The sequence below is a fragment of the Pseudoalteromonas sp. Of7M-16 genome, assembly GCF_022347805.1.
GTDB classification, from domain to species: Bacteria; Pseudomonadota; Gammaproteobacteria; order Enterobacterales; family Alteromonadaceae; genus Pseudoalteromonas; species Pseudoalteromonas luteoviolacea_F.
Window position 1 is genome coordinate 19219 of record NZ_JAKRFY010000013.1, and the last position, 12933, is coordinate 32151.

At 39.2% G+C, this 12933-nt stretch carries 6 protein-coding genes; 3 read left to right on the forward strand and 3 right to left on the reverse strand.

The features are described from left to right. Positions 1-955 precede the first annotated feature (955 nt). From MHN81_RS14330 to MHN81_RS14340, 3 genes are read left to right on the forward strand one after another with little or no spacing between them, the layout of a single operon-like run. Complete coding sequence (locus MHN81_RS14330; protein WP_239426034.1) at positions 956-4021, forward strand: hypothetical protein; 3066 nt, start codon at positions 956-958, stop codon at positions 4019-4021. Continuing rightward, positions 4018-8232, forward strand: a complete 4215-nt coding sequence (locus MHN81_RS14335; protein WP_239426035.1) for a DUF637 domain-containing protein — start codon at positions 4018-4020, stop codon at positions 8230-8232. The genes MHN81_RS14330 and MHN81_RS14335 overlap by 4 nt, the downstream gene beginning before the upstream one ends. Then, positions 8232-9134, forward strand: a complete 903-nt coding sequence (locus tag MHN81_RS14340; RefSeq protein ID WP_239426036.1) for a hypothetical protein — start codon at positions 8232-8234, stop codon at positions 9132-9134. The genes MHN81_RS14335 and MHN81_RS14340 overlap by 1 nt, the downstream gene beginning before the upstream one ends. A gap of 142 nt (positions 9135-9276) precedes the next feature. Here MHN81_RS14340 and MHN81_RS14345 read toward each other — a convergent pair whose 3' ends face one another. From MHN81_RS14345 to minE, 3 genes are all read right to left on the reverse strand, one after another. After that, positions 9277-10920 (reverse strand): hypothetical protein, encoded by a 1644-nt coding sequence (locus MHN81_RS14345; protein WP_239426037.1) that lies wholly within the window; start codon positions 10918-10920, stop codon positions 9277-9279. Positions 10921-11093: 173 nt separating this feature from the next. Further along, entirely contained in the window at positions 11094-11570 is a 477-nt protein-coding gene (locus tag MHN81_RS14350) for a PLAT/LH2 domain-containing protein (protein WP_172642407.1), read from the reverse strand. A gap of 1098 nt (positions 11571-12668) precedes the next feature. After that, positions 12669-12932, reverse strand: a complete 264-nt coding sequence (gene minE, locus MHN81_RS14355; RefSeq protein ID WP_023399188.1) for a cell division topological specificity factor MinE — start codon at positions 12930-12932, stop codon at positions 12669-12671. Position 12933 lies beyond the last annotated feature (1 nt).

Sequence of the window (12933 nt, forward strand, 5' to 3'; positions counted from 1 at the left end):
ACAAAAACAAACCATAAAGTGAAGGTATCTCAAACATAGGTTTTACAATATTGAAATAAACATTTAGCATTTACGATTTTCACTTTTGATTACAGTGAGTATTAAAAGTATCTTGCTGAAAACTTCATAACCCCATATTACATTGACTGATTTTTTTAACCACACCCAATAGACATTATGCGTAATCTAAACAAATTCATGATAATGCAATATGGCCTAATATTATGACCACTACAATATCGGATTAAAAAAATGCTCACACAAGTCAACATCCGACACTATTAAGTGTCTTACTTATAACAGACAAGCTCAAGTTAAAAACATCTCTTTCCCAGATTAAACCTCATTAAAATCATTATGTTAAAGTTCTTTACAAGACAAAGTGCTAAAAATTTTCAACAGACAACAGACAACATTGAGTTTTAGCCCCTCCAGTATTAACAGCTTCACCCCTACCCGAAAATAGTCGCTTTTAGCAAAGTACAACTAAAGAACAAAATATCTTTTAATTAGAGTTGCAAGGATAGTATATAAAATTATTAATTTTCTTTAGGTTAACACGCACTTTATTAAATGATTAATTTTTTCACATAAAAAGCAACCTAATTAACATTTAACATTGTTTTGGGGTACTTTGATGTAATACCATTTCAAAGTTAATTGATCAACCTGGCTGTAAGTAATTAGGAATAAAGCTTTCTAAAGTGAATATAAGAAAGTTAAAAACAATTTAACTTGTATGATTTGAATCGTATGGATTTCGGAAATTAGCTGTGTTACCAAACGTTATATCCATTTTAACAAGGCTTAAAATTGTATTCATGTATTAAAACCCACATGCCAACTATGAGCTTATATATAAGCCTTGATCCATTAACAACTCCTTTTTACTGAGACACTGCTTGAAATACTCAGTAGAAACGAATTAATAATAACTAATATAGTACGAGGTCAAATGAAACTACTAAAATCCGTTTTATTGTTTTTGATTCTCAGTCAGTCGTGGATTTCATCCGCTTCCACGATAACACTGACAAATACAAAAACTTCTCCCAACTATTTAAGTGGGGATGTCGATAAATTTATCGTGACAGAACCAAACAGTCACGGCATATCATACAATCGCCTGAAAAATTTCAACATCACGCGTCCCTTGTTAATGCTTGATCACAACTCATTACCAGGAATAACGCCAAAAAATCAGCTAAAAACAATTGTTATACATGCAGACACAATTAGCTTGAACAGTGCGCTTTCTTTTGTATCAGGCGATATTTCTGCAAATATCATGTTCATTGTTGGCTCAGCAAATGGGTCCATTTCATGTACTAGTTGCTCATTTACCGGATACCCACGGATCACACTAGCTGCGTCCACTAACTCCACTGGACTATCTTCAAGTATGAGTAGTGTAGGCAACTTAACAAATACATCAGGCGGAAAAGTTTCGTTAAATAACTTGAGTGCCCCTGATGCCGTATCCATTGAAACACATGCAAGAACAATTAGCACAGCAGGCAATATTCAATCTGTTTTTAGAGCACAGAAACAGGGTAGCAATCACGTTGTCAGCGATTCAGGGTTAATTGGCGTTAATGGAGGGTTTAGCTTTTTTACAGGACCACTCACAGTCAATTACAATAATCATGAAGTTGTAGATGCCGATGAAACTGTCAGCTCAGTAAACTCTTTCAGTGGCAATATTCACGGTGCAGGTATTGCAATTGTCAGTGCACGACCTATCACAATTACAAAAGGCACAAAATTATCAACACAATCTGACTTAATGGCATCGGGACATGTCGGTGATGATTTCTTCGTACCTACGGGCAACATAGATATTGTTACCACAAGTAAAAAAAGTAACCATGGCAAAGTCACTAATGCGGGCACATTATTATCTGATACTGGTGCAAATATTCTCAGTGGTGAGCATTTTGAGAACACTGGAATGATTGCCAGTCATAATTCAGAAATATCAATTAAAGGCACGTTAAAAAATACCGGCTATATTGAAGTCGCAGGGAACCTAGAGGTAGGCTCAAAAATACTTGATAACCGCCGGGCACTCAATGCAACCTCATTAAAGGTATATGCTGAAGATGCTATTTTCAATCACTTAGGTGGTCGTATATTAGGTAATGTTGTCACGCTTGATACCAGCTATTTCATCAATGGTTCACGTCAAGAAGTCGCGCCTAGTATTGCTAAAAAATCCGACCTAACAATTCAAAGTGACCTATCAGACGCCGCAGATTACGGTATTTACAACAGCAACGGATACAACACACCATCGTCTGCAGTCAGTGAACTTTCAGCACATATCTCTGCTTCTGAATTGTCAATAAATGCGGCTCAAGTTGAGAACATCAACCCGTACTATAGAGTTCGCCGCTCAGTCGAGATATGGGATGATAAAGTAGAACTGAACTATGCCAAATCACGACGTGTGAGCATCACGGCGCAAAACTCTATTAATATTTACGCGAGTAAGTATTTGCTAAACAGTAGCTCTATATTAGGTTTGGACAACCCAGGAACCTTCACAATAAATACCCCTGTAATGCAGAACGAGCGATATAGAGTAGACACTAAGGGTTATATTTTTGCTCGCAAAGAACAAAATAGTACTGAAGAAAAACACATTACACATGGGACCGAGTTAGAAACTCACGTAGACGCGTTATCTCCTATGGCTATTCTATATAGCTTTGGCAGATTTGATTATTCACCTTTAACTAGCACGTCATCAACTGTGTTTAATAACTTAATGAGCTTTATGCAAATTCATGGCCGCTCAAATTTCTATAACACTAATTTTGCGTCAATAGCAATTGTGGCTTCTTCAGAAACCAATGCAGGTACTTCTGTAAAATGTATTGTCACAGGTTGTGGCAATGATAATTACCAAGACAACTACACACAAACTACATTCACCTCTTTCTTAGATGATGTTGACGGGTTGAGCTCAGAAATATTAGTTGAAACTCAAGTTAAAGTGGAAGATTTCTTACAAAAAAGTATCGACGACTATATTGAAGCATACACAAAGAAAGAGCAGGACGCTTTTGTTAACGCTGGAAACTTATTAACCACTAAATTCGGCAAAATGTTCTTCTACAACAGTCGTGTAGACAAATATGATCACGGCGACATTTTGGTCATCACTATCTATAAATGCCGCTTGTTATTAGATGGAGAAGATTTCTATGATAAGCGCTGTTTTCCATCTGACCACTCAGCGGGGGTCACAAATATAGCAGCAGAGGCTGCGAAAGATGGGATCGTACCGGGAACAGAACAGACCGACGCACAAATTAAAGAAATGATCGCCATATATCAAGGTAATTTCAATGGCGCGGGTTCTGTACAACAGAGATTTTATCACAATCCAAGTGAACCAGATTTAAGAACAGTTAATGGGTACTGGGGCAATTCATTTCCAAATAGCCGATACGATATAGCTCAAAATAGCAGCGGTAATATTGAAATCACTTTCCGTTACTATAACCGTTTCTTTCACGATTTAGCGCGCACTCAATTTGTGACAGACGTTGTTAGCTATAACCCAAGTCACCTCCACTCTAAAACAGTGCTTTACTCTACATTTAAAAACGCTAAGCCAAAAACACCAGTTATAAGAGACATTGGCTACAACCAAAACACGGGGGCAGTTACCTTCAGCTGGTCGCCAGTATTGGTTCCAAATACTACTTATGAAATTGATTCGTCACTTGGCAGTGCAACCTCCACAGGCCTAAACCGAACTTTCTCAAAACGCGGTGACGGTACAATCCGATATAGAGTACGTGCTTGTACGCAATACAATGGCAATAAGCTCTGCGGAAGTTACAGTGCGAACAAGACCAAAACTGTTGATTACGTCGGTGGCGGCAACGGTGGCGGAGGCGGCGGAGGTCCAATTGAGCCACCACCGTGTGAAGGCTGCTCTATTCACACACTACCAATCCAGTCATCTGCTTCGTTAGGTAGTAATGAACAAGGAGGCAATTTAAAATGAATGCGCCTATGGATACAATGAAGCGTTCTTTATGGCACAGAGCCACTAGCTACGTTTTAACTTTATTTATGATGTTGCAGCTTACTATTCCTAGTGTTGCTGCGGCGATGACAAGTGCATCAAATGGACTCTTTCAGCAGGAATTATCTGCTGAGCAATTGTTTGCTCGCTCTGCGATACAAACATATTTGTATGAACGCTCGAAGTATATTCCAAAACCACCAGGGAATTACGCAAACCAGACAATAGAAGAGTTTCACTCTGTATTACAGTCAAGCTACTTGCATCGTGTACCTAGTGAAATCGCTATTGATTGGATCCCGATAGCTGGCGATATCACTATTTTTGTTCCTCAAGAAAGGACCATCTATCCACTAAAAAAACTCGTTGGCGATAGCTTTGTTCAGCGCAAACTTATCGGTTCGCAAATCAAGCGTCTGATAGGACGTACTTATTACAAAACTACGTTTACCAGCGAACAGGCTCAAATCAGCCAGTTATATGCTAACGCAAAAACTGTTGCCAGTAAGAGTACTTTCAAATACCAGTTTGGCGATACGTTGCCCGAGGGTATCGCCGATACGATGAAGGCCGACTTTATCTGGCCAGAACGTCGCTCAATAGGAGGTGAATACGTATTAGTGCCAGTTGTTCACCTACAAAAAGCTACCGTAGAAGACCGTGATACTGACGGCCAACATACTGTAGAGTTTAGAAAATCTAATGCAACTTTCAAATCAGCTCAGATCACCAATGCCGATATTAAATTACAGCGCGATACTGTATTTACCACTATCAACGACTTGGTCATCGGCTCTAAATCAAGCATCAGCATCGACAATTCCGCGTCGCGTATTTATGCGGGTGTGAGCTTTTTGCCTGATGCTTCAGGTAAAGTTCAAGGTGTAGCGACAGGAACTTTATACAACTATGGACAGATAAACTCTGAACGGAACGTCGACATAGTCGCGGGCAATTATGTCCAAAAGACCTTTGTACATAGGTTTAAAACGGTGCATGGTTACTCAGACTATTTAGGCTCTATCGCCTCTATAAATGCTGGTGGCAGCATTTCAATTAAAACGTACGGCGACATGGAGTTTGCTGGCGCAACTGCGAATGCCAATGGTGGGAGTATTACACTTTCAGCTGACGGTAATATCTTGATCGGTGCAGTCAAACTACAAAACGCAGCGAGCTTTAAGATTAGAGGTGGCCACAAGACAAAAGACGGCACTAACTATATTCAGTCTATTTTGACTGCAAAAGATAATATTAGTCTATATGCATCCGGTATTATCGAAATAATTGCTTCTGAGTTGCATGCAGATAAAGGTGTAATCGAAATTCTGTCTGACAACGGTATATACATTCTCAATGAATTTGACGAATACTCTGGCACCATGGACAGGAAGTGGGGTAAAACCACTGAGACTGAACAAGAATTCGAGACAATTGCAATCCGCTCTGTGTTAGACGCAGGCAAGGGTATCGTAATCAGTTCTGAATATGGTGACATCACATTAAAAGCTACCAAAATCACGTCAACTCAAGGCGCTGAAATAGATGCTCACAACGGAAAAGTGCATTTACTTCTAGCGAAACAGCAAGATCATTACTTCTACAACAAAGTGAAAAAAGGTTTCTGGAAAATAAAGACAGAAACTAAGCAAGATACTGTTGATACAGCTATATACAATGACATCATCGGCGGAGTACGTGTTAATGCCACTGCTGGACTTACCTTAGAATTAGGTCAATACCAGGGCGAGTCGATTACCGATGTCGTAAATGGGTTAAGCTCTACCAAGAGCCTCTCTTGGATGGCTGATATATACAATGATCCGAAATACGCTTGTCCTCCCCAGGCTTCGGCGATCACACCAGACGGTTTCTCTGAATATGCCTATGCGGCAATAGAAGCAGATCCCGACTTTAAACAGTGCAACAGCTTGCTTGATGTGGTTTATACGAAACTTGAGAAAGTCCACAAACACGAAAAAACAAGCAACTTAAGTCCGGCTGCAATGGCGATTATTGCTATCGCGGTATCGGTTGCAATGGGTCCTGCTGGCGCAAACTGGATTGGAGCGGAAGGAGCCATTGCACAGGCTGTTGGCCAAGGCACTTTTTCTGCCGCAGCACTTTCAGCGGGCGCAGCAACACTTGCGACTCAAGCTGCGACGAGTATCGCCAACGGTGAAGGGATAGATGGCGCTATCAAATCCATCACCGAAAGTGATAACCTTCGATCTTTGGCTATCTCTATGGTAACTGCGGGTCTTCTGCAAGAACTAGAGGGCATTAAATTCTTTGATAAAATTTTGCCAGACGCTGCTATAGCCAACGCCGATGAATTGATTTCTATAGGTAATCAAGCCGCTCAAGTTGTTGTGTCTTCAGCCGTTAGAGCAGGGGTTGAGACGCTCATAAGTGGAAAATCTCTTGATACTTTAGGCAATGCGTTCGTTAATTCACTCAAACTTCAAGCTATAAATGAAGTTGGTAAGGGGATTACGCAAAATATTGAGAAAAGTAGTTTCAATGAAGCAATGAAGTATATTGCACATGCTGCTACGGGTTGTCTTTTAGCCTCAGTTCAGTCGACTTCAGGTAGTAAATCGCAAGATTGTGCTGCTGGCGCTTCTGGTTCAGTCGCGGCTAAATTTGTCGCGAGTCAATATGATCCACAAGTAGATAAGCTCACTAAAGAAGGTGAAGATGTAGCTGCTTGGTTGCAAAAGCATGTCGGCGTCGATGCGACCGGTATGTCCGCAGAAGAAATCAAGTACTACTTTGAAAACAATAAAATCAGCCCAACAGAGCTCTATAATTGGACGCGACTTCGTGAGGCAATATCTGAACTTAATACACTACAAGCCCAGAGTGCAGATATAACTAGGCTAATCGCCGGACTTTCTGCATTTGTTGCAAAAGGCACAGCTAGTGCGATTAACTCTGCTGCTAGCAACGGACAAGCTATTTCTCAAGGTTCTACTTTTAGAACAATGAGCCTCGAGCATAGAAGGGCGGTTGTACTCCTTGGCGCTCTAGAAGAATACGAACTACTGCAAGCTGCATTTTTAGAAACTTATACGGTTGGTGACTTGCTTAAGGATGGCGTTAAACTTCCTTCTGCATTTAATAATAGCACGCTGGCTAATACTGAAATTTCAGGGGCTGAGGCTGCACTTCTGCATGATATTGCTGTTATGGAACTCCTTTCTAAAGGTACCCCTGTACAACAGGCCGAACTTGTAGAAGAGTATGGTATGTCCGTTACAAACTCTTTAAATAACCTCGATAGTCAGATAATACATTTTAACTGGAAAGAGTTCGGTCAGATGGCGGCTACTTCTGGTGCTGTGAATGCGTTCGTCGAAATGAAGTTAACGATTGACGCCGCAAATTTGCATGGTGTTAAAGGTATTGAAGCTATTAGAGAGATATTCCAGAATCGCTGGAATAGATATGTTGAACACTTACCTCTATTTGAAGCTTTGGAGAATTTCGCCTCTGCTCCACTATTGGCTAAACTTGGATCTGCTGCTCTTAAAAACGCACTAAAGCGCACAACTAGGGAAGATCTTGCTCGGAAGATCATGCAAAATGATGAGAAGAACTTTGTTCGACAACTAATTGACGAAGCTGAATATTTACTTAAGCATGGTGACGGCAATACACCTGAGGTTAAAAATAGAACAGCGATAGCCCAAGCTTTTGTACCCGGCTTGTCAATAGATACTACGACTAAGACCTTCTTTAATTTCACAGGAAAACCTTCAAAGCTAAATAAAATAGTGAAACCAGAAAACGGTATTGAATATGGTTCGAAACCTCAAACCTTGGTTATTACAGATCATGAGAAATACTTAAATCACATTAAAAACCAGTTCTATAAATCGGACGTCGAACCCTTGCATCCAATTATGGAAGCTGAAATAAAGCGATATTTAAAAAATGCACAAGAGCATGGAACATTAATCTCATCAACACACGCAGCTGCGCCTGCACTGCACGCTGAGGTTAGAGCTGCAAACGCTATACTGCACAAATATCCACATGTCAGCCCCAGTCAATTTAGGATTGCCACGGTTCGATTAAAAGGTGATGGCGCAGGTACATCGTTTCACGCTTGCCAAAACTGTACTGGAATTCTTGATAGGTTTAGAATACTTACAGGAAGAACTAGTACAGAAGGGGCACCCTAGTGCCATATTATGCGCCTATGGTCGTGTTGTCTGAGGCTCTATTGCTTAAAGACAACCGCGTTTATTATAGTGGAGTGCCCTTTTCGGGCATTGCACTATTTTCCGAAAAGGGAGTTGTTACTCGCTTTCAATCATATACCGAAGGGGAAACAAGTGAAGAACACCAGTTTCCATATCAACAGTCGCCGTCCATGGGGATACTTGATGATTTATTGGATGAATATTGGGAGAGCTATCGAGTTTTAGAGTTTCAGGGTAAACCCTATACAGGTTATGTTTTTGTACCTGGGCCTAATAGTCTAATCAGTGATATTGAGTGTTATGTTGATGGCAAAGCCGAGGAGGGGTGTTGTCAACACTTTAGCGACTCGAACGCATATTCTGATTTAGTTATTAGCAAAGGTAATATACAACACACTTATTCTTGGAACTCCCCAGATAAGTTAAGTTCATACCGCATATCCGCTGTTGAACAGCTATCCAGCATCGACGACAGCGGTGCGATTAATGTGTATTTTGCGGGTCCTGATAATACAATTAGCACATTAAATATCTATAAGAACGGTTACCAGCTTTTTGATGCATGCGGGTATGATAATGATGAACTGTTTAGTCTTGCAGATCTTCCTAGTTTAGAGCAATACATGGGGACTGGACCGCTTAGTATTGAGCTTTTCAATGTTCCCCCGGAAGATTTTGGGCAAATTTGCAAACAGTTAAGTGAATGGTCAATTGATGAATTTAAAATTTCTGATATGACTAGAGATTGCCTTAACACGCTATCACAGCACAAAGTACCAAAGGTAAAAGAGCTTGTAGCATACAATCTAATTGATATTACTGAAGCAGAACTTATCGAATTTAAAGAACAGTACTTTCCTGATGCTAACTTGAAGTGTTAATAACATGAAAAGTTAGGGACCGTGAAAGTACACGTGCTCTTTTCAATTCTTAGGCCCTACCAAAATGGTAGGGCCTAGTATTTTGCATTGACTCAAGCTAGAACCTAAATGCTGCTATGATATTTTGGACTCTTTTTAAACACTAATTAGTGCCTGTATTGTGATCGTCCCAAACTAAGACAGACACTTGTTGAATCAACCCATCAAAGAAAAAGCGCGCATCTTTTGCCGCAGAAGGCTCTGGATCTGCACCAATCAGAATATCTTCATTATGTCTCGTTACGGTGCCGTTATAGCTAGTAATGTGTCCAGATTGCTGATTATCTATCCATAAATAAACACCACCATTTCCATCGTAAGCGCCTACTAAAAAGTACGCATCGGTTAAGTTAAGCTCAGAATTGGCACCTCGGATACCTGTATTGTTTACATCGTAGCTTTTATATCGATAAGCGCCATTAATGTGAACACCAAATCTTACTTTTACTTGGCTTCCTTGTTTGGCCAACTCTAAAGCAAACCCACCAGATTGTGCTTTATTTACAATCGCCATAGTACCCTCAGGCAGAGTGTTCAATTTATCAAAGTTAACATTCGCTGTGACTAAAAACCCTTCACCGAACGCATTACTCCTATTCCCAAGTGACAAAGCACGAGATGATAAGCCCTGGTTACTTCTGAAGTCGAGTGAGCATGAAAATCTATCTTCACCTGATGAGTCAAACCATAGCGCAGGCGTACCATAACTGCTTGACGTAGCGGGTATATTGACTAATTCATTTACTGTATTCTTTCCGCCAAGATAATTGTAAGAATAAGACACCTGACTATCCGATTGAGATTGGCAGTCTGCGGCATTCAAGTATGCGATTTGGTTTTTCTCTTCTATCACGTCTCGAGTAAGATCAACTCGATATTCAGTGGTAATTTGGTCAACTTCGTTTCTAAGCGCAGCCGTCATAGCATCACCAAAGCGCTGCGGAATCGTAAAAATACCGACATCCAATCCTAGTGATTTTGAGTAACGAGTTGCACTCAATAGGTCTTTCATTTGAAAATTAAACTCTGCAATATGAAAATTATTGTCAGCGATTTGTTTTTTAATCTGTTGTTGCAGTGCTTTAATTGAACCTGCACCTCCCCAGTTTCTATCAATGTATAGAACTGAAAAACGCACATGGTTTCGAATAGACGCGTAGCGGTGGTTGTTGTTTAGTTCATTTTGAATTTTTGTCAAATAACCTAGCTTGTTTTGAAATGCTCGAAAGTAAATAGGGCGATGAGAAGCTGCATATTCAGGGTATTTAAGCAGAGTATCTAAAAATTCGGTCGTAAAGTTTTGCTCGTCTTCGGCTGTGATCCTAGTGATCTCAATAAATAAAGACGCCTTAGACCGTTTTAGTGTCGAATTGCTTAAAATTCCTTCCAAACTTGGCTGTGGGCTCTTGCATAAATTGGCTTCAACACCTTCGTGGCTAACGCATATGTTTGGAGAGTTATTTGTATTGTATGCAAGATCAAGCTCAATTAAATTGGCACCATTACTTAATGCTTTATTAATTTTTGAATTTGCCTGCCCCAAATTATAAATCTGGTTCCACGGCCCGTTATAACAGTTATGACAAGACACGGCGACCTTGTTTCCAAGTGGAGTAGTTGCTAGATCTGGTATTGCAGCAAAGCTAGACGCCACAGCTCGAAAGCCAAATACTAGAGAAAATACAAAAAGTAAAAAAAGCGGGATATTGATGAAGCGCAATTTAAATTCAGTTTGGTTTATTACCATTATTTTACATCTTATTTTTTGTTTAAAAAATGATTTTAATACATCACAAATTTTATACCAATAGATAACAGCTAAAAGGGATAAGAAAGTTTCATTCTAATAAACTTTATAATAATGAATAACAGCTTGTTATATAACCAAACTGTTATTCATGTTTTTAGTACTTTCTTTTTTTAACGCATTCTTCGTGTAGAGATTAATCCTACAGACTTAGAGATCCATCTATTAAACCGAGCAGTTGCTACTTCACCGGTACACGTATCTTCTATGGTAACTCTATCAAGGTGCCAACCATGCTTGTCTCCAGAACCATCGCTTTTTATTGTCAGCGCAGTATTAGCCAATGAGCCATTGTTTCTGAGAAAGACATAAAAATCATTTACCGCGCCTTGTTCAAAATCATCTCTTCCAGAAACATCTAAACGAGCCCAATTAGAGCTTGCGCCTGCGCCCCAGTTTATTTGCATGTGTATTCTTGAGTCTGTACCAGCTCTATAAATATCTGAAGTATAAACATTTACGATATATTCAGCTTCTCTTCCCTGACAGAAAGACGCTCTTTCGTATGCTTTCCCGTCGTCACCATTACCGAATTTCAATACGTATTCTTGGATGTAAGCCTCTTCGTCTATAACTCCGTTTCTTAACATACTTTCTTCAAATGAAGATATGCTCTCTGAGATTTTAGTGCCCTGGAAAAGCTCTTCCTGCTCATTTGCAAAAGAACTAGTAGTTGAAAATAATCCAGCAAGTATAATTGATGTAACAATGTGTTTTACCATTTTAAATTTCCTTATTATTTAAAATAAAAACCAACCACCTAAAAGTGATTAAAAACACATTAAAGAAATATGACAAGCAAAGCAACCAGTGAAAACTGATTAAAAATCAAAACAATTTTAATTTGGTGAACAAACAAGTAAAGCTAAATACAAAGAGGTAGAGCAAACCTATGATTTAATGATTTAAATTAAATACAAAGATAAAAATTAAGTCACATTTATTCCAATAGGTAGGAATATATATTTTTAACTAAAATTTTTATTTTAGAAAAACCTTAATTTAAATCAATTACAACCGTCTTCAATAGTACTCATGTGCAGCTTCAACTTTTACAACAAAACCCATAATGGCCTAATGTAAAGGGCGCACATTAGGCTCTAGAGCATGTTAGCTGATGATGTCATTCAGGATGGAGAATCAACAACATTACGTATTTTGAAACGAACGTAAAATGCCAGCCGATTAAAATCTATAATTATTATTCAAAAAAGGGGGCGATTACACGTTCAAAAACTTAGTGAAGCATTAAAGAACGACCTTGCGATTATAATTAAGAAAGAAAAATCACCTTAAATTTTAAGTCTGTTATCAGACACGCTATTTTCAATTCAGCTATAGGTGAGTTTTTATAGAAAACTGACGACAAATAATACACGATGAACAACAATAGGAAGTGCATTCATATCAAACGCAATGGGGTTAAGTTCTTAAAAAAAGTGCTAAAAAATTAAACTTTTGAAGCATAGGATAAGCCGATACTGGGCTTCTAAAGATGAGATAGTCGCTTATTACAATGGGGTTAATACACTGCTTGTTCTAATATGAAAACCTAGGATTTTCACGGACAGTGTCAAAAAATAGTAAATATAAAAAGACCTGAATACAGTTCAACAGAATTCAGGTCTTAAAATTCGCTTATAGAAGCAAGATTGCTTTAACCAGCTACCTTAGTTAAAAGGCTTAAGTTACTTGCTCTCATCTTCTGGCAATGTAACGTTTAATTCCAATACAGCTAGATCGTCTTCATTTTGTTCAAACTGAACGTTCACTGCATCTGAATCCACTTTAACGTACTTACTGATCACCTCTAGAATATCCTGTTTTAACTGTGGCAGGTAATCAGGGGTGCCGCGCTTAGAACGCTCGTGTGCAACAATTATCTGCAACCGCTCTTTGGCTAGCGAAGCGCTGTTCTTTTTCTCTGAACGGAAATAATCTAATAGAGACAAA

Coding starts and splice junctions, on each gene's coding strand:
- MHN81_RS14345 (WP_239426037.1), bottom strand. CDS start 10,920: ATGGTAATAAACCAAACTGAATTTAAATTGCGCTTCATCAATATCCCG.
- MHN81_RS14330 (WP_239426034.1), top strand. CDS start 956: ATGAAACTACTAAAATCCGTTTTATTGTTTTTGATTCTCAGTCAGTCG.
- MHN81_RS14350 (WP_172642407.1), bottom strand. CDS start 11,570: ATGTTAAGAAACGGAGTTATAGACGAAGAGGCTTACATCCAAGAATAC.
- MHN81_RS14335 (WP_239426035.1), top strand. CDS start 4,018: ATGAATGCGCCTATGGATACAATGAAGCGTTCTTTATGGCACAGAGCC.